A 22,940-nucleotide genomic window follows, 5' to 3' on the forward strand; every position below is an offset into this window, starting at 1 on the left:
GGAGGCTGTGTTATAAATGTGGGAAAATAAGTTTGCTAAAGAATCATTAACTTTTGACGATGTTTTGTTAATTCCAGCTGCATCAGACGTATTACCAAGTGATGTTGATTTAAGCGTAGAATTATCAGATAAAATTAAATTAAATATTCCAGTTATTTCTGCTGGTATGGATACAGTAACTGAATCTAAAATGGCTATTGCTATGGCACGTCAAGGTGGTTTAGGTGTCATCCATAAAAACATGGGCATTGAAGAGCAAGCTGATGAAGTACAAAAAGTAAAACGTTCAGAAAATGGTGTTATTACGAATCCATTCTTCTTAACACCAGATGAAAGTGTTTATGAAGCAGAAGCATTAATGGGTAAATATCGTATTTCAGGTGTGCCTATTGTAAAAGATGAAGAATCAAGAACACTCGTTGGTATTATTACAAACCGTGACTTACGTTTTATTGAAGATTTCTCAATTAAAATTTCAGATGTGATGACTAAAGAAAATTTAATTACAGCTCCAGTTGGTACAACATTAGATGAAGCAGAAGCAATCCTTCAAAAGCATAAAATTGAAAAATTACCATTAGTAGAAAATGGTCGTTTAGAAGGTCTCATCACAATTAAAGATATAGAAAAAGTACTTGAATTCCCTCATGCAGCGAAAGATGAGCATGGTCGTTTACTTGCAGCAGCAGCTATCGGTACATCTAAAGATACTGAAATTCGTGCACAAAAACTTGTAGAAGCAGGAGTAGATGCGTTAATTATTGATACAGCGCATGGACATTCTAAAGGTGTGATTGAGCAAGTCAAAAAAATGAAAGATAAATATCCTGACCTTACAATTATTGCAGGAAATGTTGCAACTGCTGAAGCGACACGCGCTTTATTTGAAGCAGGTGCAGACGTGGTTAAAGTAGGTATTGGACCAGGATCAATCTGTACAACACGTGTCGTTGCAGGTGTAGGTGTACCACAAATTACTGCAGTATATGACTGTGCTACTGAAGCACGTAAACATGGTAAAGCGATTATTGCTGACGGTGGTATTAAATTCTCTGGTGATATTATTAAAGCATTAGCGGCTGGTGGTCATGCTGTTATGTTAGGTAGCTTATTAGCTGGTACTGAAGAAAGCCCAGGCGCTACTGAAGTCTTCCAAGGTAGACAATATAAAGTATATCGTGGAATGGGTTCTCTTGGAGCCATGGAAAAAGGGTCAAATGATCGTTACTTCCAAGAAGATAAATCTCCTAGAAAATTTGTTCCAGAAGGTATTGAAGGTCGCACAGCTTATAAAGGACCATTACAAGATACCATTTATCAACTTATGGGTGGAGTAAGAGCTGGTATGGGTTATACTGGTTCACCAAACTTAAAAGTATTGCGTGAAGAAGCACAATTCACACGTATGGGCCCTGCAGGTTTAGCGGAAAGTCATCCACATAACATACAAATTACTAAAGAATCACCAAACTATTCATTTTAATGTAAGGTGAGCAAGAAGCGATTAAATTAAGAAAGTACGCTTTTCTATAAATTGTTTATAGAGGTTGAAATTATTTATTGTCTTTATAAATATGAAAAGCGTCTTTCTATTGTTTACATAAATTAATTTAAAGGAGATTTACTATTATGGAAATGGCTAAAGAACAAGAGTTAATTCTTGTCTTAGATTTCGGTAGTCAATATAACCAGTTAATTACACGTCGTATTCGTGAAATGGGCGTTTACAGTGAATTACACGATCATGAAATTTCTATAGATGAAATTAAACGTATGAATCCTAAAGGTATTATTCTTTCAGGAGGTCCAAATTCTGTTTATGAAGAAGGTTCATTTACGATTGATCCTGAAATTTATAATTTAGGTATTCCAGTGTTAGGTATTTGTTACGGTATGCAACTTACAACCAAACTATTAGGCGGTAAAGTTGAACGTGCAAATGAACGTGAATATGGTAAAGCAATTATTAAAGCAAAATCTGATGAGTTATTCTTTGGTTTACCAGAAGAACAAACAGTGTGGATGAGTCATTCAGATAAAGTCATTGAAATTCCTGAAGGTTTTGAAGTTATTGCTGATAGCCCAAGTACAAATTATGCTGCTATCGAAGATAAAAAACGTCGTATTTATGGTGTGCAATTCCACCCAGAAGTACGTCATACAGAATACGGTAATGATTTACTAAGAAATTTTGTCCGTCGTGTATGTAATTGTACAGGTGAATGGACAATGGAAAACTTCATTGAAATTGAAATCGAAAAAATTCGTGAACGTGTAGGCAATCGTAAAGTATTATGTGCCATGAGCGGTGGTGTAGATTCATCAGTTGTTGCAGTATTATTGCATAAGGCCATTGGTGATCAATTAACATGTATTTTTGTAGACCATGGTTTACTTCGTAAAGGCGAAGGCGATATGGTAATGGAACAATTCGGTGAAGGCTTTGATATGAATATTATTCGTGTAAATGCCAAAGAACGTTTTATGGAAAAACTAAAAGGCGTTTCTGATCCAGAAAAAAAACGTAAAATCATTGGTAATGAATTTGTATATGTGTTTGATGATGAAGCGGCTAAATTAACAGATGTTGATTTCTTAGCACAAGGTACACTTTACACAGATGTGATTGAATCAGGTACAAAAACAGCGCAAACAATTAAATCTCACCATAATGTAGGTGGATTACCTGAAGACATGGAATTTGAATTGATTGAACCTATTAATACATTATTTAAAGATGAAGTTCGTGCCTTAGGTATTGAATTAGGTATCCCTGAACATTTAGTATGGAGACAACCATTCCCAGGTCCTGGTTTAGGTATTCGTGTGTTAGGTGAAATTACGGAAGATAAATTAGAAATCGTTCGTGAATCTGATGCGATTTTACGTGAAGTGATTCGAGAAGAAGGTCTTGAAAGAGAGATTTGGCAATACTTCACAGTACTACCAGGTATTCAATCTGTAGGTGTTATGGGTGATTATCGTACGTATGATCATACAGTAGGTATTCGTGCTGTAACATCAATTGATGGTATGACAAGTGATTTTGCACGTATCGATTGGGAAGTATTACAAAAAATTTCTAGTCGTATAGTTAATGAAGTAGACCATGTAAACCGTGTCGTCTATGACATTACTTCTAAGCCACCAAGCACTATAGAATGGGAGTAGCCCATTAAAAAAAGCGAGCATTTTCGTGAGAAATGCTCGCTTTTTTTTATTAAATTCAATAATTTGGACGTTTATGCTAATTTCTTTTTGATTGAAATGATTATCGTCTTTGTTGTAATGATGTTCTATGGTGTACTTTTTGAAGAATATATTGATACACCATCAATGATATGAATAACCATGAAAAACTAAAAAATATGCCGCCAACTACGTCAGTGAGATAGTGAGCATGGAAGTATAATCTTGAAAATAAAATACCTAACCATACTACAATTAACACCGTATTTATTATGCGTTTTACCCAGATAGTTCCTAATTTAGGGATAAGTACAAAAATAAGAGCAAAAATAACAATCGTACTTGTTAAAGCATGTCCGCTTGGGAATGAAAATCCTGCATCAATTGTTAAGTGATCATAAGGTCTTGAATGATGAATGATGTCTTTTAACGCAATACCTATGATACCTGCTGAAGCTACTGTTGTCGGTAACCATATTGCTAATAAGAAGCGTCGCTTAATTAAAACAATAGTTGCGATGATAAGGGTCAGGGTAATAAAGGTTGCAATATCACCGTATGATGCTAGAAACGTCATAAAGTCATTGAACCAATTACCTTTGAAATTCATTTTTGGTTCGCCAAATGTGTTTAAGAACCAATAGAATGATTGTAAATCTAATATATGTGTCCATAACGACTTAGTAAAAACCGAAAAAATAGTTATTAAAAAAATGAGACTACTTATTATAAATGAAATGGTTAATGTATATTGTTTATTTTGCATCAGTACTATACCTTTCTTTATTTTAATCTAGTTTAACTTGTTAAAGCGCTAAAGTTATCGATACAAAGAATGATTTAATATTAAAATAAATTTAAAGACAAAAAAGCTAAGGTAATCACAAAAATATGATAGTCATCCTTCATTATTCAAAAAAAGCAAATAAAATATAAAAAAACTTTACAAAAAAATTAAGCGTTTTCACAGAATTGTTACATGAATATTGAACAAAATATGTTATTTTATAAGTAATGAAGTAAATTCATTTTATCCGTGAGAGTTTGGGACATACTTTATCGTCTCAAACTCTTTTTATATATTAGAAATTTGACTTTTAGTTGATATTTTCATATATTGTATTTAATATGCATTAAATTATACATAGGTTTATATCAAGCAATGAGGCAAAAAGTATCATTTACTTTATTGTTTAATTGAAGGGTAAAACTAATGTACTTAAATCTAAATTATAGGTTGCTTAAAGAGCATTAATAAATATATTGAATGAGCATAAAAGAAGCCTACAATAGATAGTCGTCCTTTTTAATGGGATAAAACTAAACTATTGTAGGTGTTTTATTATATTATAAGCAATAGTTATATATAGGTTACAGTTTAAAAGTGGAGGAATGATAATGTTAAGTATGAGTAGTTTACTTATATTATTTTTTATAACGCTTATTATGGCAGCGTTAAGTGGGTTGATTGTTTTAATCCCCTCAGTTCCAGTTAAATACATAAGATTTCACTTAGCTTTACTTCTATTGCCAGTTATTGTAGGTATTGTAGGGTTAGTGACTATAAATGAAAGAGAAGTTATTGGCATATTTGCCTTAGATAAACTTGCTTGGTTAGTAGGTGCTTTTGTTTTAGCGTTAGGTTTTATTATTCAAAAGTTTTCAACGCGTTATTTATTAGGAGATCACAATTATCGTAAGTATTTTCCTTTATATACATTTATAACTATTTTTGCTTCACTAGGATGGTTAAGCAATGACTTACGTTTAATGACTTTATGCTGGGGATTAACGTTATTTTGTTTAACGCAACTAATTAGATTGAATAAAACTTGGAAAGTTCCAGCGGAGGCAGCAAAAGTTTCTGCACGTTCCTTTATTATTGGATGGTTAGCGCTATTAATTGCGGTTATTTTGCTATACATAGGAACAGGAGAATGGACAATCGATCCTTCTCAAAATTATGACTATGCTCTAAATCATGGTCTAAAATTAGTTATTGATTTATTGCTTGTTGTTGCTGTTATTATTCCAGCTGCGCAATATCCATTTCAGAGTTGGTTAATTGAATCAGTTGTTGCGCCTACACCTGTATCAGCTATTATGCATGCCGGTATAGTTAATGCGGGGGGCATTATTTTAACGCGTTTTTCACCGATATTTGATAATTCTATTGCTCTTACAATATTATTAATTATTTCTAGTATTTCAGTATTGATTGGTTCGGGCATTAGTTTAGTACATGTTGATTATAAACGACAACTTGTTGGATCAACGATGAGTCAAATGGGTTTTATGCTCGTTCAATGTGCAATGGGTGTTTATTCAGCTGCGATTATCCATTTAATATTGCATGGTATATTTAAAGCTACATTATTCTTACAATCAGGCTCAGTTGTCAGACGATTTAATATACCAACTCCACCTAATATTAAGAAATCATATGGATGGATAATACTTGGAAGAGCTCTTGCATTGATTATTGCAATTGTATTTTTTATGACAAGTGACCATAGTCCATATATTTTGATTAGTGCATTTATCTTAGCTTGGTCTATCTCTGTATCATGGAATCAACTTGTAGCATTAAATAAAGGAGTAATGGGACGCTTTATAGGTATTACAATGATTGTAGTTGTTGCAATGGTTTATATTGTGACTCATCAAGTATTTGTTAATATACTCCATCATGTATATATGGCTCCTGCCCATCCACCGTTAATTAGTATTATCATTAGTATTGCAATTTTAGTGCTAGGTAGTATTTTTAGTATTTGGGTCGCTCGCCATCGTACATCTACAGCCTTTGCTAAAGTTTACTTATGGTTAATTAAAATTGGAGAAGCTAAATTTAAATCTGTAGAAAGCCATCCAAATTATTTAAAGAAATATTTATAAGAGGTGAACATTTACATGACTATTAATATAGAAGACGTTGTTCAATCTGCACGTCGTGTGATTACGCCACTTTCACCAATTTCAATCTTTGCAGCACGTAATCCATGGGAAGAACTTGAGTATCAAACCTTTGATCAAGTTGCACAATGGTTTAAACATGTGCGTGATATTGATTTATATCCAAGCCATGCTTCTGTAATGACAGCGCTTGAAAATGGTGAGATTGATAAACATATCGTTGAAGAAGAAGTACAACAAGCTATTCAATCTTATAAGACGGATATTCCTAAGACTCATGTGGATACGTACTGCAAAAATGCTATGAATATTAAAGATATTCCGAGAGATTTAATTACTAAAGAAGCCTATCTGAAATTAGAAGTCTCAAAACTCAAAAAAGTATTCGAAAATGAGTCATTCGCTTATGCACGTTCAAAAAGTGCAAATGCATTTAATGCTAAAGGCGAATCTTTAATGGATGAGTTAAATACTCATATTATTAAATGGTCAAAATTATATTTAGATACTTTCCAATCAAGTTGGACAATGCCTAAACGCGAAGAAGGGTTCTATGTAGCCTGGTTACATTTAGCGAAATATGATCCAATGTTGACTAAAACTCAACGTAAAATGATTAAGATGTTGCCACACAACTATGAAGACGCATTAATCATGGCACTTAATCATCTAGATATTGCTGAAGATGAATATGAATTTTATTTAACTGGACATCTTTTATCGTTACCAGGTTGGGCAGGTATGATGTATTATCGTGCTGAAAAACATGAACATGAAAAAGACTTATTAACTCAATATCTTGCAATACGCCTTACAATGGAATGTATTCTATTAGATACTGAAAAAATGAGCCGTCCGGCAGTCTTAAATGTTGAAAAAAGAATAAAAGAACTTGTGAGTAAATGGTTATATTATGGTGAAATGACGATTGATGAATGGGCTGAGATGTCTATTGAGGGTCAAATTGAACACTTGAAGTTTGCTCATGATTTTAATCCATTATACTTCAAGAAATTATGGTTAGAGGCTTGGGAAGAAACTCACGAACGCAAACTTGTTGAGATGATTTACGATAAATCGGTCAAGCGTGACAAACAACCTACAAAAGTACAACTTGCATTTTGTATCGATGTACGTTCTGAACCATTTCGTCGTCATTTAGAAAATCAAGGGCCATTTGAAACTATAGGAATTGCAGGTTTCTTTGGTTTACCTATACGAAAAAAAGCATTAGATGAACAGTTTAGTCATGATTCTTTACCAGTGATGGTACCTCCTGCATATACTATTAAAGAATATGCAGAGCGACATGCATTAAATACGTATAATCAACAGCAACATTCCATTACATCCATGTTTTATACTTTTAAATTAATGAAGAATAATGTGCTACCTAGTTTATTATTGCCAGAATTAAGTGGGCCATTTTTAAGTTTAAATACACTTGCAAGTACATTAATGCCAAAGAAAACAGGCGTATTTATTCGTAAATTGACTAAAAATTGGTTAAAAAAACCGAATGCTAAGCTAACGATTGATAGAGATCATCATGTACATAGTGATTTGCCTGTTGGATTTACTGAAGAAGAACAAATTGCTTTTACGAAACAAGCGTTACAATTAATGGATTTAACTACAAATTTTGCGCCATTAGTAGTACTTGGAGGGCATGGAAGCGAAACAAACAATAATCCCTACCATGCATCATTAGAATGTGGTGCTTGTGGAGGAGCTTCAAGTGGATTTAATGCGAAATTACTTGCCATGATGTGCAATTTACCTTTAGTACGTCAAGGGTTAGCCGCTGAAGGCATTCATATTCCGGATGAGACAGTATTTGTTGCTGCAGAACATAAAACATCAATTGATGAATTAGAATGGATTTACGTTCCCTCATTAACATCAGAAGCAAAGAAAGCATTTGATATTTTAGAAGAAGCCATGCCACGTGTAAGTTATCATGCAAATTTAGAACGTCTTGCTCAATTACCTCGTTTAAGCGATAGAGAATTGAAACATCCAATTGCGGAAGCACATCGCTTTGCAAATGATTGGAGCGAAATCCGTCCAGAATGGGGCTTAGCACGTAATGCAGAATTTATTATTGGGCAACGAAGTATTACAGAAGGTAGTAATTTAGAAGGACGTGCATTTTTACATAATTATGATTATGCGAAAGATCCTGATGGTCAATTACTAAATACAATTATTTCTGGTCCAGCACTCGTTGCACAGTGGATTAACCTACAGTATTATGCCTCTACAGTGGCACCACATTTTTATGGTAGCGGTAATAAAACAACACAATCTGTCACTTCTGGTGTTGGCGTTATGCAAGGGAATTCAAGTGATTTATTAGCTGGATTGCCATGGCAGTCTGTGATGGCAGGGGACAATAAAATTTATCATGCTCCAATTCGATTATTAGTCGTGATTCAAGCACCAGATCGTTATATACAACGTTTACTTAATGATAATATTAAGTTTAAACAAAAAGTCGATCATCAATGGGTACGTCTTGCAAGTATTGATGAAAAGGGTAGTTTTAAAGATTGGTAAGCTATTCGATTTTAATTTAAAAAATGATACACTAATGTTAATTAAACATTAGGAGATTTGTTATAGCAATGACGAAATCGAAAGGTATGTATGAAGCAGAAATTAGTAAAGCAATTACGCAATGGGAAAAAGATTTTCTTGGACGTGGTTCGTTGTCAGTAAAGACAGATATTCTACGAGATATGATTATCGTCAACTTACAAGGTATTTTGACGCCTGCGGAGTATCGTGTATGTGAAACTCAAGAGGGATTACTTAACATTAAACGTACACGCTCAGAACTGGTGGAATCTGGACAAGATGATTTAATGCAACTTGTTTTCAAAATCACAGGTACTGAAGTTAAAAGCTTCCATAGTGATTTAAGTACAATTACTGGTGAACGTATTATTGTTTTTAAATTAGATAAGAACCTTGAAAAATCACTTTAAAATAAAATGTTATAAGTACGAGAAGAGATTAGGAAATGTTATATAAAAAATAATTCCTAATCTCTTTTTTTACAAGCGAATTTTTATCATTTATTGTAAAATCTAACTAACATTAAAAGAGAGATAGAGATGCGAACGAATCAATTCAATCAGAACCTCTTACTCATTATCATTTGTCCGACTATTCTGATGCTAGAGGTATAAAAGGGCAATACGATCAATGAGTTAAGTTAAGTAGTCAACATATTGATGAATGAATTGTGTGATACATCTTCAAACTTTAATGAATATGAAGAACGGATATATTATTTGAAAGAGTTTTCATAAAATATTAGTATCAAATGTAGTAAAGGAAAAACAAATATGAAAAATAAATTAGAAGTATCGCCAACTAAAACTATTTCTATGTTTGTTGTTGGATTAATTATTTTTATAATAACGGCAATGAATGTCATTTATCATACCACACTAATGCAAAAATTAGATTTAAACTCATTACATGAGTTGACCAACTATTTTGGTAAACCTAGAAGACACTATGACGGTACAATTTGGCATAAAATGATGACGTTTTGTGCTAATTTTGGAGAAGTAAAATCCATTCTCTACATAACGTTATTTTTAGCACTTATCTTAATTTTTAAAAATTATAAACTTTCATTGTGGTTATTAGTTACGATTTATACAGGAACTTATGTTAATTTTTTAATTAAACAAATAATAGCTCGTCCTCGTCCGTATAACCATCTTTTAGTAGACCATGGATATTCATTTCCAAGTGGTCATTCAAATGCCAGTACATTATTTGCTTTAGCTATACTCTTAGTTGTTATTCCACTTATTAAAAACAAAGCGATACGATATAGTATTGCTATAGTTGTCGTTATATTTTGGATAGGCGTATTAAGTTGTAGGTTATATTTCCACGCTCACTATCTAACTGATGTCATTGGTGGTTTTTCGTTAGGAATGATTTGGGTTGCTTTATTTTCAATGACGTTACCACTCTTTAATATTAAATTAAGAAAGAAGTAAAGCTTAAGTTTCATAACATAAGTATTTTAAAAGGGGAGAATACTATGAAAATCAAATCACCACATCCGATTTATTTAGAAGGTTCAAGAAAAGAAGCGATATTATTACTTCACTCATTTACAGGAACTGTTCGTGATGTAAAACCATTAGCTAAGGCGCTTAATGAAGAAAACTTCACATGCTTTGCACCAAATTATCAGGGACATGGCTTACCTTTAGACCAATTTACTCAATTTACGATTCAGGATTGGTGGAATGATGTATTAGAAGGGTATCAATTTTTAAAAAATAAAGGGTTTGACACTATTTTTGTAACGGGGATCTCACTAGGGGGACTATTTACATTAAAGTTAGCTGAGTTATTTGATGTTTCTAAAATAGCAGTGATGTCTGCACCAAGTGAAAAAGAAGAAAAAAGTATTGCGTGGCGTATGGAACGTTATGGTCAGCGCATGAATCAATTATTGAAATTTGATGAAACTACTTCACAACAACAACTTGGAACAATTCAAGACTATCAACCACATATCGCAGAATTTAAAGCATTTATTGAGATAATTTCTAATGAATTAGAACGTATACATGTTCCCGCTCGTATTTTGTATGGTGGTAATGATGATGCCTTTTATCAAAATAGTGCCCATTATATTTTTAATCATATTGATAGTAATAACAAAGATTTAACATGTCATCCGTTAAGTCGTCATTTAATGACTTATGGAGATGGACATGAAGACGTTATCACTCAAGTTGTAACTTTTTTTAAATCTGAATAAAGGAGTAATAAGATGAAACGTACATTCTTACTTATATATACAACGGTTTCTGGAACTACTTATAAAGAATTTAAAACGTTCCAAGATGGTCCAGACTATGACACATGCATACAGCGTATTATTGATGAATTTGATGAATTGGCCTATTTATTTCTAAAAGATGACTCACAAGTTCATTACATTAATGTTGATCATATCGAAAGTTTGAATATTCAAGAAGTAGATGAAGGTCAATCCATAATATATGATTTTGAAAAATAAATGTAACAGTAAGTTTAAACGATAAGAATAGTTGAGAGATGTCATTTACATCTATTCTTATCTTTTTAATACTCATTTATATGCATATTGCACTATTTAGTCAGACATGTTAGAGTAGAACTTAATCGCACACATGCTTTAACGCGTTAAAGGGAGATAGAAAATGAGTAATCAATCACAATGGAAAACATCAACCGGATTTATTCTAGCAAGTGCTGGTTCTGCTATAGGATTAGGCGCAATGTGGAAGTTTCCATATATGGCTGGTATTTATGGTGGTGGCGCTTTTTTATTTTTATTTTTAATCTTTACTATTTTTGTAGGATTACCGTTACTGATTATGGAATTTACGGTAGGAATAATGGGGCGCACTTATACGACTCGAATTTATAGTAAATTAACAGGAAAAAAATGGTTAAATATTATTGGGTGGAATGGAAATTTAGCTGTTTTTATTTTATTCGGCTTTTATAGTGTTATCGGTGGCTGGATTGTTATATATATTGGGAATGTGTTTTTACAATTATTATCTGTTGAACATACGTCATTAACTCAAATTAAATTTGAAAAAATAATTAGTAACCCGTGGTTAACTGTGTTGGGACAGGGTATTTTTATTCTTTTAACAATGATTATCGTTATGCTAGGTGTAGAAAAAGGTTTAGAGAAAGCTTCTAAAATGATGATGCCCTTATTATTTGTTTTTCTAATTATTGTTGTTGCTAAATCATTGACATTAGACGGAGCATTAGAGGGCGTTCGCTATATATTACAACCGAGAATAGAAGATATTTCAGTTAAGGGTGTCTTATTTGCATTAGGTCAATCGTTCTTTACACTATCCTTAGGCACGACAGGTATGATTACATATGCGAGTTATGCGCCTAAGGAAATGACGATTAAATCTTCCGCCATTTCAATTGTTATTATGAATATTTTAGTTTCTGTATTAGCAGGACTTGCAATATTCCCAGCTTTAAAAACATTTGGTTATGCACCTCAAGAAGGACCAGGACTCTTATTTAAAGTGTTACCGTTAGTATTTAATCAAATGGGCTTTGGTATTGTATTTTATTTAATTTTCTTAATTCTATTTTTATTTGCGGCATTAACGTCTTCTATTTCTTTATTGGAATTAAATGTCTCAAATTTCACTAAAAATGATAATACTAAACGAAAAGCTATATCAGTTATTGCAAGTATATTAGTATTTATTATTAGTATCCCAGCAACACTATCATTTAGCAGTTTAAGTGGAATTAAGTTTGGAGCGGGTACAATTTTTGATAATATGGATTTTATCGTATCGAATATCTTGATGCCATTAGGAGCATTAGGAACGACATTAGTTGTAGGTCAATTATTAGATAAACAAGCATTAAAAGAGAGCTTTGGGAAAGATAAATTTAAACTTTTTGTTCCATGGTATATTTTAATTAAATATATGATGCCCATTATTATTATATTAGTTTTTATTGTTCAATTATTTTAACATTAACAAAAATAAACAGAGTCTAGAATACAAATCGTTGTTCTAGACTCTGTTTAGCATAAAGATAATTTGAATTACATATTTTCAAACGTAACATCTTGTTTATGTAATTCTTTTAATATTTTTTCAGGAATTGAAGAATTATTAATAGTGACATGTTTAAATATACAATCTTTTATTTTTACATTTTCAAAATGACACAAATCCATAGTGACATTTTCAAAAATCACTTTTTTAAACGTGACGTTATCAAATTTTACATTACGTATATTGCTATTTTTAAAAATAGAATGTTCAATCGTTAATGTATTAAAATGATTTTCATCAAATGAGGTAACAGTTAAATTTGATTTACTAATCAGCGTCTTGAAAAAATTTACATTTTCAAAGATACTTTTATCAAAATTACAATTGATCATTTTTGAATTTGAAATAGTGCTTACATTCCTAAAAATACCTTCGCTAAAATCACAATGTTTAAAGTGACTTTTATTTACTTCAATTTCGTCGTACATTGAGTTTCTAAATGTACTATTTTTATAATTTAAATTTTTATAATCATCCTTAGTAAAGACGGATAAAGATAAGTCTGCTTTAGATGTCATCATCGATTCTCCTTTGTACGTTGATTCATCGTAAAATTTAATTCATTTCCAGTAGTTCACTTTTATCATAATATGAGTACTTAAACGCAATAACTAATTACATTTTACATAAAGAATCTAGCTTTTTGCAATAAGATATAAGTTAGCGTATAATTCGTAGCGGTTGAGTAAGAATTAAAATTAAATATTGGAAATGAATATGATTATAGAAAGTAGGTATGTTCAGACATTACATGAGTGTATTGAACGAAAGATATGATTACTTATGATTTAATAGGACAAACGCCACTAGTATTATTAGAAAGTTTTAGCGATGAACATGTACAAATTTATGCGAAGTTAGAACAATTTAATCCTGGTGGAAGTATTAAAGATCGACTAGGGAAATATCTTGTAGAAACTGCGCTAAAAGAAAAACGTATTGTAAAAGGAGATACCATCGTTGAAGCTACAGCTGGTAATACAGGAATTGGATTAGCAATGGCCGCTAATCGTTATCATTTAAAGTGTGTGATTTTTGCCCCAGAAGGATTTTCAGAAGAAAAAATTTCAATTATGCGAGTATTGGGTGCTGAAATCAAACGAACACCTAAAAATAAGGGAATGATTGGTGCACAAAAAGAAGCGCGTCATTATGCTGACAAATACGATGCAGTATATATGAACCAGTTTGAAACTGAACATAATCCAGAAGCCTATACGCATACACTTGGAAAAGAAATTACAGAGGCATTACCACACATTGATTATTTTGTAGCTGGTGCTGGATCTGGAGGAACGTTTACCGGTGTAGCTAAACATTTACAACAATTTAATGTTAAAAATATTATTGTTGAACCTGAAGGCTCAGTCTTGAATGGTGGCAAAGCACATGCTCATGATATTGAAGGTATTGGCTCTGAAAAATGGCCGGTATTTTTAGAAAAATCTATCGTTGATGATATTATTACAGTTAGTGATAATCAAGGATTTGAAAATGTAAAACGATTAGCTAAACAAGAAGGACTACTTGTTGGTAGCTCATCTGGTGCAGCATTACAAGGTGCTTTAGATATTAAACGTCGTATTGATAAAGGTATTATTGTAACAATTTTTCCAGATGGCAGTGATCGTTATATGTCAAAAAAAATATTTGAATACAAAGGAGAATAATAATGAAGAAAAAAACACAAATGATTCATGGTGGACATACGACGGATGATTTTACTGGAGCAGTAACGACACCAATTTATCAAACAAGTACTTATTTGCAAGATGATATTGGTGATTTAAGACAGGGTTATGAATATTCACGTACTGCAAACCCAACACGTGCTTCTATTGAAAGCGTCATTGCGAATTTAGAAAATGGTAAACATGGATTTGCATTTGGTTCAGGTATGGCTGCGATTAGCGCTGTTATAATGTTATTAGATAAAGGTGATCATTTAATTTTAAATTCTGATGTGTATGGTGGAACTTATCGTGCTTTAACAAAAGTCTTTACACGATTTGGTATTGATGTTGATTTCGTTGATACTACAAATATTGAAAACGTAAAAGATTATATTAAACCAGAAACAAAAATGTTATATATCGAAACGCCGTCTAATCCTTTATTACGTGTGACAGATATTCGACGTGCAGCAGAAATTGCGAAAGAAAATCAACTCATTTCTGTAGTCGATAACACATTTATGACACCGTACTATCAAAATCCGTTAGATTTTGGAATCGATATTGTATTACATTCAGCAACAAAATATATTGGTGGACACAGTGATGTTGTTGCAGGTTTAGTCGCTACATCTAATGATGAATTAGGTGAACGCTTAGCATTTATTTCTAACTCTACAGGTGGTGTATTAGGACCACAAGATAGTTATTTATTAATTCGAGGAATTAAAACACTGGGGTTACGTATGGAACAAATCAATCGTAACGTAGAAGGTATTGTGAAAATGTTACAAGAACATCCATCAGTACAACAAGTGTTCCATCCTAGTATTGAAAGTCATCTTAATCATGATATTCATATCGCTCAAGCAAGTGGTCATACTGGCGTTGTTGCATTTGAAGTCAAAGATACAGAAGCAGCTAAACAATTAATTCGTGAAACACACTATTTCACCCTTGCTGAAAGCTTAGGTGCGGTGGAAAGCTTAATTTCTGTACCTGCTTTGATGACACATGCATCTATTCCAGCAGATGTGCGTGCTAAAGAAGGAATTACAGATGGTTTAGTTCGATTATCAATCGGTATTGAAGACACTGAAGATTTAGTACAAGATTTAAAACAAGCCATAGATACGCTAAATAAATAGAATATAGTGAAAGTATTAATGCAAGAGTGCAATAGAAATTGAAACGATATTTATTGTACTCTTGTATTTTTATTATGATATTTGGAACTAAAAGAGTAATTCAATACTAAAAATATCTGAAATTTTCAATTTTTTAAAAAACTATATTGACGCATCCTTAACTTTTGCCTATACTTCATATCATACGAATTTAATCAGAATTAGATAAGGGTGAACATAGTGATTGAATTTCAGGGTGTAAATAAAGTATTTCGAAAGAAACGAGAAACCATCCACGCTTTAAAAGATGTTTCTTTTAAAATTGATGCGCGTGATGTGTTTGGTGTGATTGGTTATAGTGGTGCTGGTAAAAGTACACTAGTACGTTTAGTTAACCAATTAGAACAAGCTACAGAGGGCCATGTTATTGTAGATGGACATGATATTAATACATATAGTGAAAAAGAACTTCGCAACGTAAAAAAAGATATAGGAATGATTTTCCAACATTTTAATCTTTTAAATTCTAAAACCGTTTTTAAAAATGTAGCAATGCCATTGATACTGAGTCACAAAAGTAATTCTGAGATTAAAGAGAAAGTTGAAGAAATGCTAGAGTTTGTGGGACTTGCAGATAAGAAAAATCAATTTCCAGATGAGCTTTCCGGAGGACAAAAACAACGTGTTGCAATTGCAAGAGCACTTGTAACAAATCCTAAAATATTATTGTGCGATGAAGCGACAAGTGCATTAGACCCTGCGACAACAAGTTCTATTCTTCAATTACTTAAAAATGTGAATGAAACATTTGGGGTTACGATTATGATGATTACTCACGAAATGAGCGTGATTCAAAAAATCTGTAATCGTGTAGCTGTAATGGAACACGGGGAAGTTGTAGAAATTGGTACAGTAAAAGATGTGTTTAGTCATCCGAAAACGAAAACAGCACAAAATTTTGTATCAACAGTTATTAGTACAGAGCCTTCTAAAGCATTACGTGCCTCATTTGAAAGAGCAGATAATCATTATACAGATTACAGACTTTTCTTAGATAAAAAGCAAATTGATTATCCATTAATGAACGAGTTAATAAACCAATATGGTTTTAATGTAAATATTCTATTCTCGTCTATGTCAGATATTCAAGATGAAACGATTTGTTATTTATGGTTACGCTTTGAACACGATGCACAATTTAGTCGTGACACGGTAGAATCATATTTTAATGAGCGACATATTCATTATGAGGAGGTGCGTTAAATGTTTGGTTCAAGCATAGAGTCATCTCAATTAATGCAAGCATTGTATGAAACACTTTATATGGTAACAGTATCATTAATTATTGGTGCATTGATTGGTATCCCATTAGGTATTTTACTTGTAGTCACTCGAAAACATGGAATCTGGCCTAATGTCGTTATTCACCAAATTCTTAATCCAATTATTAATATTTTAAGATCTATTCCATTCATCATTTTATTAATCGCAATTGTACCTTTTACTAAATTAGTTGCAGGTACGTCAATCGGTACGACAGCTGCAATTGTTCCACTTACAGTATATGTAGCACCATATATTGCGCGTTTAGTAGAAAATTCACTTTTAGAAGTAGATGATGGCATTATTGAAGCAGCAAAAGCTATGGGAGCATCACCACTTCAAATTATTCGTCATTTTTTATTGCCTGAAGCATTAGGTTCACTTGTACTAGCTATTACTACAGCGATTATTGGTTTAATTGGTAGTACAGCTATGGCCGGTGCTGTAGGTGGCGGTGGTATTGGAGATTTAGCGCTTGTTTATGGTTACCAACGCTTTGATACATTGGTCATTATTATTACAGTTGTCGTTCTAGTTATTATCGTACAAATTATTCAGTCATTAGGTAACTTTATTTCTAGAATAATTCGCAGAAATTAGTTATTTAAATAAATTATTTTAATATTGGGAGGCAGTTTTTAATGAAGAGAATAATCGGTTTATTATTAGCATCTATTATTGTCCTTGCAGCATGTTCAGGCGGAGGAAATAGTAAGAAAGTAACAGTTGGCGTAGCATCAAATGATACTGCTGCTTGGGAAAAAGTAAAAGAATTAGCAAAAAAAGATGATATTGATTTAGAAATTAAGCACTTTTCAGATTATAACGTACCTAATAAAGCATTAAGTGATGGAGATATCGATATGAATGCATTCCAACACTTTGCTTTCTTAAATGAATATAAAAAAGCACATAAAGATGCAAAAATTGAAGCAATTAGTACAACCGTATTAGCACCTTTAGGCATCTATTCTAAAAAAGTAAAAGATATTAAAGATGTTAAAGATGGCGCGCAAGTGATGATTCCAAATGATGTTTCTAACCAAGCGCGTGCTTTAAAATTATTAGAATCAGCAGGACTTATTAAATTAAAAGATAACTTTGGTTTAAGTGGTACAACAAAAGATATTAAAGATAACCCTAAACATTTAAAAATTAAAGAAGTAGATGCTCAACAAACTGCACGTGCATTAGATGATGTTGATATTTCAGTTATCAACAATGGTGTAGCAACGAAAGCAGGCTTAGATGCTAAGAAAGATCCAATTTATTTAGAAAGTTCTACTTCAGATGCAGTTAAACCATACATTAATTTAATTGCCGTTAACTCAAAAGATAAAGATAATAAAACATACAAAAAAATTGTAGATCTATATCATAGTAAAGAAGCACAAGAAGCATTGAAAAAAGACACTAAAGATGGCGAAAAAGCAGTCGATTTATCTCAAAAAGAAATTAAAGACATTGAAGATAGCTTAAAATAGTAAGTTAAAAATTGTAGAATATCAATCGTTGTTTAGTCGTTTAGCATGTATCGTAGGTTAATGAATTAAAAATACACATATATCAAGCTTTTTTCGACTCTTGGAGTGGGACAGCTAATTCAAACATGAATTCTGTCTCGCTCTTTTTTTATATCATTTTCAATAGTATCATAAATTTTTGATTAAATATAATCACATTAAAAAAATCCTTATTTGCGTTATGCAATAATTAGACTAAAGAAATTGATTTTTATAAAGTTTTAAATTTATAAGTATCGTACTAAAATTTCATCATTATGTAATCAAATTGAAATGGAATATTATGATGAAATATATTAATTTATATAAGTAGACTACTTGAGTAGAAAAAATTAAAGTTAAAGCACTAGAATTAACGTAATAAAACTAAGCGTTAATACAACAATTGTCATGAGGACATGTCAAAGATAAGCATAAAATTAAGGAGGCGCTTATTTATGAATAAAAAAGTTCTTGCAACAGCAATTATTGGAACTGGGGCATTTAGTACAATATTTGCACATCAAGCAGAAGCAGCAACAACTCACACCGTAAAAAGTGGAGAATCATTATGGTCTATTTCAAATCGCTATGGTATAACAATAGCTAAATTAAAATCATTAAATGGTTTGACATCAAATCTTATTTTTCCAAATCAAGTATTAACTGTTTCAGGCTCTAGTTCATCCCATTCTTATAGTAATAACTCAAGCAGTACATATACAGTAAAAAGTGGAGATAGTTTATCATCAATTGCTAGTCGCTATGGTACAACGTACCGCCATATTATGGAATTAAATGGACTTCATAGCTTTTTAATTTTTCCAGGTCAAACATTAAAAGTTTCAGGGACAGCACGTTCGAGTAGCCACACACAAAGTAGCTCAAATTCATCTAGTTCTTCAAGCTACTATACTGTGCGTTACGGTGATTCATTATCGGGCATCGCTTGGAAATATAATACGACATATCAAAATATTATGCGTTTAAATGGGTTAAATAATTTCTTTATTTACCCAGGTCAAACATTACGCGTAAGCGGCACAGCATCATCAAGTAGTAATACAAATAGTACAAGTTCATCATCAAATTATTATTATCATACACCGATTTTTAATCATAGAAATTTATATGATTGGGGTCAATGTACATGGCATGTCTTTAATCGTCGTGCTCAAATCGGTAAAGGTATTAGTACATATTGGTGGAATGCAAATAACTGGGATAATGCAGCTGAAAGAGATGGCTATAGAATTGATTATCATCCTACTGTAGGATCAATTGCTCAATCAGATGCTGGCTACTATGGTCATGTTGCATTTGTAGAACGCGTCAATAGTAATGGAAGTATTTTAGTATCTGAAATGAACTTTAGTGCAGGTCCAGGAATTTTAACATATCGTACAATTCCAGCCTATCAAGTTAGACAATATAAATTTATTCATTAGTAAAAAAATGAAGGAAATGGGACAGAATTCATTTTGAATCCGTCGTCCTACCTTGGCAACGTATCCCTAATTTGCGTTGGACATAGACTTTCTTATTGAAAGTCTTTATGTTGGGAATCCGGGACTAGAATTGAAAAAAGCTTGATACAAGCGTATTTTTACTTCAGTCATCGACTGCCAATATATTAAAAATGCCTAAGACAATTCATTATGTCTTAGGCTCGTTTTTTTATTCGAAATGATAATCTTCTTTCACTTTTCTAAAGCTTGAAGCTAAGCGTGTCACATTAACAATAAATGAGATAAATGATGTGAATTTACGGAATTTACGTGGTGATCTCATAGAAACTATAAAATCGAACACAGTACCCGCTGTGCTAAGTGCTAGTGATAGATAAACTAAATTTTTATTTTTTGCACTATATTTAAGTCCATTATATCCATCCACAATAAATCCTGCTGTACTTACTAAACTAGATAAGCGTGAAAGTTTTGATTGTTTTGCCATCATACAAGACCTCCATAAAAATAAAAAACAAATCTGAATGTTATACCACTCATTAAGAATTTGTCCCAATGTTTGTTTTAATGTATGTTAATATCATACTAAATTAAATTATTTTTTTGAAGTGAGAATATTTTAATAAGGATGAATAGAATGATTAAATGTGTATGTTTAGTGGAAGAAACAGAGGACCAAATTTTACTGGTACAAGTGCGTCACAGAGAAAAATATTATTTTCCTGGTGGGAAAATTGATGAAGGTGAAACGCTCTTAGAAGCTATTCAAAGAGAAATTGAAGAAGAACTACAACTTCATTTTTCTCAAGATGATTTTACATATATTGGAAAAGTGATTGGTGAAGCCTATCCTCAACCAAATACTTTGACCGAATTAAATGGATTTAAGGTTAATCGAAGTATTAATTGGAATGAAGTTCAAATTGATAATGAAGTTACTGATATTCGTTGGTTCAATAAATTTGATACACAATATATCGCACCAGCTGTAATTAAGTGGATTGAAACATTTTCAACATAAGTATTGAATAAATAAAACAGTGACATTTGATGCTTTCAATCATTAAATGCCACTGTTTGGTCTTTACTATTTTATATCTTCGTTTAAGGATGAAGTAGTAATGTGGTGATCTGTTTGTTTAAGTTGATGATATTTAATCAACCGAGCACTAACCCAAGCCGTGATAGGAATACTTAACGCGACTGCAATGCCACCTAATAAGATTGAGATAAACTCTTGAGCAAAAATTTTAGAATTTAAAATATGCCCAAATGAATAATGAAGTTGAAAAAACCAAAAGAATAATGTTAATTGTCCACCAAAATAAGCTAAATAAATTGTATTAGCGGAAGTAGCAAGAATTTCTCTGCCCACACGCATACCAGATTGAAATAATTCTTTACGAGAAAGATTAGGATTGGTTTCATTCAACTCATACATTGGTGAACTTATTGTAATCGTTAAATCTATTACAGCAGCGATGACAGCCAACATAATAGTAAAAACAGAGAATTGTAGCATATTTATATCAATATTCATTGAAAATATATAGGTTTCATCTTGTTGTTCTGTAGCAAAACCTTGTAGATGACCAAATTTTACAGATAAATAGACGCCTATGATAAGAAGGACGGTTGTTACTATCGTTCCGATAAATGCGGCTTGTGTTTTAATATTGTAACTATTTAAAATAAAGAGGTTACAAGCAGCAATTACAAGACAAAAGATAAAGGCTACAAGATAGATTGGCATGCCAAACAGAATGAAAACAATACTAATAATAAGAATAATAAAATTTAAAAATAAAGTGAGATAGGAGATGAGTCCTTTTTTACCGCCAAGCAAAATCATTAAAATAAAAAGTAATAGTGCGAGTAAAAAAATTGTAGTCATCGGCTTACTCCTTTCCACTTAAATATAGTGACCATAAGTCCTATTGTTATAGGAATGGTCAATACAATACCGATACCACCAGTCAGTGCACGTGTCATTTCTAGAGACCAGTTCATAGATATAGTGTAAGTAAATGTATTCGCATTTTTTAAGTAAATTAATACCATAGCTAGACTACCTGATAAATATGAAAATAATAAGATATTGGTCATGGTACCCATAATATCTTGGCCAATATGACGTCCAGCTAAAACCCAACGAGCCATTGAAATGTGAGGCGTACGCTGGAGAATTTCGTACATTCCACTAGAAATTGTAATGGCTACATCCATCACCGCTCCTAATGTTCCTATAAGAACAGAAGACATAAAGACATCTTTTGGAGGTAGCGTTAAAAAACTCATTGTTTCATATTTGATGCCATTACCACCTGTAAACTGAATTAATAATTCAGTAATCCCTACACATAAAAACGTTCCAGATAAAGTAGCAACTATCGTAACCCAAGTTCGTTTTTGCCACCCAGTTACTAATACTAATGTAAGAATAGTTGATAAAATAATGGCTATACTCATTAATAAAAATAAATTTGTACCTGAAAAAGTATTATGAATGCCTATGGAAACAATAATAAACGCAGTGTTAAATAGTAGAGATAGAATTGATTGTAACCCTACATTTTTGCCTACAATTAAAAGTGTCACGATAAATATGCCTACAATCGCCACAGTAAGGCCATCGCGTTTTTTTTCTAGAATGGTAGCGTCAGATGGACCTTTTTGTATATGTAATAATACTTTTTCGTTTTTAGCAAATTGCTCTGAATCTGCTTGAGATTTTACAAAATGATTATTAACAGTTGTGATCTCGTTTTTATACTTACCGTTTAGAATGCGTATAGTTAATCGTTGATTATATTTTGTGTCAGTATTATGATGCTCGTCTGTGACTTTTTGACCATGACTTGTTTCGATATTTGTGATTTTACCAATAGGTATTTGATAAAATGAAGCATTAAAAAATGTAAAAATAAATAATCCAATCATTATGAAAGTAACAATAATAATTAGACGATGAGTGTTTTTAATTTTAGAAACATGAAGTGTCTTTATATTCATTAAACCTAAACCTCTTTTTAATTATATAATTTACCCCTTTATTGCAATAAAGTAAATATATGCGTGTTCAAAATGATATTCAATCACA

At 32.0% G+C, this 22,940-nt stretch carries 21 protein-coding genes; 16 read left to right on the forward strand and 5 right to left on the reverse strand.

Annotated elements, in window-relative coordinates; genetic code table 11:
* Positions 1-16 precede the first annotated feature (16 nt).
* A complete protein-coding gene (gene guaB, locus HMPREF3131_RS06995; protein WP_048681372.1) occupies positions 17-1,483 on the forward strand; it encodes an IMP dehydrogenase in 1,467 nt (488 codons plus the stop codon).
* A gap of 146 nt (positions 1,484-1,629) precedes the next feature.
* Complete coding sequence (gene guaA / locus HMPREF3131_RS07000) at positions 1,630-3,171, forward strand: glutamine-hydrolyzing GMP synthase (RefSeq protein ID WP_017175183.1); 1,542 nt, start codon at positions 1,630-1,632, stop codon at positions 3,169-3,171.
* Positions 3,172-3,271: 100 nt separating this feature from the next.
* Here guaA and HMPREF3131_RS07005 read toward each other — a convergent pair whose 3' ends face one another.
* Positions 3,272-3,799, reverse strand: a complete 528-nt coding sequence (locus HMPREF3131_RS07005) for a phosphatase PAP2 family protein (protein WP_228451900.1) — start codon at positions 3,797-3,799, stop codon at positions 3,272-3,274.
* Between the two features lie 788 nt (positions 3,800-4,587).
* Here HMPREF3131_RS07005 and HMPREF3131_RS07010 point away from each other — a divergent pair.
* From HMPREF3131_RS07010 to HMPREF3131_RS07040, 7 genes are all read left to right on the forward strand, one after another.
* Positions 4,588-6,087: an NADH dehydrogenase subunit 5 gene (locus HMPREF3131_RS07010; protein WP_069723791.1), complete on the forward strand. Its 1,500-nt coding sequence runs from the start codon at positions 4,588-4,590 to the stop codon at positions 6,085-6,087.
* A 15-nt stretch (positions 6,088-6,102) separates the two neighbouring features.
* Positions 6,103-8,664 (forward strand): DUF2309 domain-containing protein, encoded by a 2,562-nt coding sequence (locus HMPREF3131_RS07015; protein WP_017175186.1) that lies wholly within the window; start codon positions 6,103-6,105, stop codon positions 8,662-8,664.
* Positions 8,665-8,732: 68 nt separating this feature from the next.
* Positions 8,733-9,095 (forward strand): Na-translocating system protein MpsC family protein, encoded by a 363-nt coding sequence (locus tag HMPREF3131_RS07020; protein WP_002447992.1) that lies wholly within the window; start codon positions 8,733-8,735, stop codon positions 9,093-9,095.
* 363 nt (positions 9,096-9,458) lie between these two features.
* Positions 9,459-10,130 carry a phosphatase PAP2 family protein gene (locus HMPREF3131_RS07025; RefSeq protein ID WP_017175187.1) on the forward strand — a complete coding sequence of 224 codons (672 nt, stop codon included), beginning with the start codon at positions 9,459-9,461 and terminating at the stop codon, positions 10,128-10,130.
* A 44-nt stretch (positions 10,131-10,174) separates the two neighbouring features.
* Positions 10,175-10,906, forward strand: coding sequence for an alpha/beta hydrolase (locus tag HMPREF3131_RS07030; protein ID WP_017175188.1), 732 nt, complete (start codon positions 10,175-10,177; stop codon positions 10,904-10,906).
* Between the two features lie 12 nt (positions 10,907-10,918).
* Positions 10,919-11,167: a hypothetical protein gene (locus HMPREF3131_RS07035; RefSeq protein ID WP_017175189.1), complete on the forward strand. Its 249-nt coding sequence runs from the start codon at positions 10,919-10,921 to the stop codon at positions 11,165-11,167.
* Positions 11,168-11,330: 163 nt separating this feature from the next.
* Positions 11,331-12,659, forward strand: coding sequence for a sodium-dependent transporter (locus tag HMPREF3131_RS07040; RefSeq protein WP_037541620.1), 1,329 nt, complete (start codon positions 11,331-11,333; stop codon positions 12,657-12,659).
* Between the two features lie 74 nt (positions 12,660-12,733).
* Here the strand turns inward: HMPREF3131_RS07040 and HMPREF3131_RS07045 are convergent, their stop codons facing one another.
* Positions 12,734-13,264 carry a pentapeptide repeat-containing protein gene (locus HMPREF3131_RS07045; protein WP_017175191.1) on the reverse strand — a complete coding sequence of 177 codons (531 nt, stop codon included), beginning with the start codon at positions 13,262-13,264 and terminating at the stop codon, positions 12,734-12,736.
* A gap of 255 nt (positions 13,265-13,519) precedes the next feature.
* Between HMPREF3131_RS07045 and HMPREF3131_RS07050 the strand changes: the two genes are divergently transcribed.
* The 6 genes from HMPREF3131_RS07050 (at position 13,520) to HMPREF3131_RS07075 (ending at position 19,819) form a co-directional block, all read left to right on the forward strand.
* Entirely contained in the window at positions 13,520-14,416 is an 897-nt protein-coding gene (locus HMPREF3131_RS07050) for a PLP-dependent cysteine synthase family protein (RefSeq protein ID WP_017175192.1), read from the forward strand.
* 2 nt (positions 14,417-14,418) lie between these two features.
* Positions 14,419-15,567 carry a bifunctional cystathionine gamma-lyase/homocysteine desulfhydrase gene (locus HMPREF3131_RS07055; RefSeq protein WP_017175193.1) on the forward strand — a complete coding sequence of 383 codons (1,149 nt, stop codon included), beginning with the start codon at positions 14,419-14,421 and terminating at the stop codon, positions 15,565-15,567.
* Between the two features lie 219 nt (positions 15,568-15,786).
* A complete protein-coding gene (locus HMPREF3131_RS07060) occupies positions 15,787-16,809 on the forward strand; it encodes a methionine ABC transporter ATP-binding protein (protein ID WP_002447973.1) in 1,023 nt (340 codons plus the stop codon).
* Entirely contained in the window at positions 16,810-17,469 is a 660-nt protein-coding gene (locus tag HMPREF3131_RS07065; protein WP_017175194.1) for a methionine ABC transporter permease, read from the forward strand.
* Between the two features lie 41 nt (positions 17,470-17,510).
* Positions 17,511-18,353, forward strand: coding sequence for a dipeptide ABC transporter glycylmethionine-binding lipoprotein (gmpC, locus tag HMPREF3131_RS07070; RefSeq protein ID WP_002448016.1), 843 nt, complete (start codon positions 17,511-17,513; stop codon positions 18,351-18,353).
* A gap of 476 nt (positions 18,354-18,829) precedes the next feature.
* Positions 18,830-19,819 (forward strand): LysM peptidoglycan-binding domain-containing protein, encoded by a 990-nt coding sequence (locus HMPREF3131_RS07075; protein ID WP_017175195.1) that lies wholly within the window; start codon positions 18,830-18,832, stop codon positions 19,817-19,819.
* A gap of 229 nt (positions 19,820-20,048) precedes the next feature.
* On the opposite strand, the gene HMPREF3131_RS07080 is transcribed toward HMPREF3131_RS07075, so the two are convergent.
* Positions 20,049-20,327 (reverse strand): hypothetical protein, encoded by a 279-nt coding sequence (locus HMPREF3131_RS07080; RefSeq protein WP_048762529.1) that lies wholly within the window; start codon positions 20,325-20,327, stop codon positions 20,049-20,051.
* Positions 20,328-20,477: 150 nt separating this feature from the next.
* Here HMPREF3131_RS07080 and HMPREF3131_RS07085 point away from each other — a divergent pair, with 150 nt between their 5' ends.
* Positions 20,478-20,861, forward strand: coding sequence for an NUDIX hydrolase (locus HMPREF3131_RS07085; protein WP_017175197.1), 384 nt, complete (start codon positions 20,478-20,480; stop codon positions 20,859-20,861).
* Between the two features lie 66 nt (positions 20,862-20,927).
* Here the strand turns inward: HMPREF3131_RS07085 and HMPREF3131_RS07090 are convergent, their stop codons facing one another.
* Complete coding sequence (locus HMPREF3131_RS07090) at positions 20,928-21,734, reverse strand: YibE/F family protein (protein WP_061544603.1); 807 nt, start codon at positions 21,732-21,734, stop codon at positions 20,928-20,930.
* Positions 21,731-22,852: a YibE/F family protein gene (locus HMPREF3131_RS07095; protein ID WP_017175199.1), complete on the reverse strand. Its 1,122-nt coding sequence runs from the start codon at positions 22,850-22,852 to the stop codon at positions 21,731-21,733. Before HMPREF3131_RS07095 ends, HMPREF3131_RS07090 begins: the two co-directional genes overlap by 4 nt.
* Between the last annotated feature and the right edge of the window lie 88 nt (positions 22,853-22,940).

It is taken from the genome of Staphylococcus sp. HMSC14C01, from assembly GCF_001808085.1.
In the GTDB taxonomy this organism is placed as follows: domain Bacteria; phylum Bacillota; class Bacilli; order Staphylococcales; family Staphylococcaceae; genus Staphylococcus; species Staphylococcus hominis.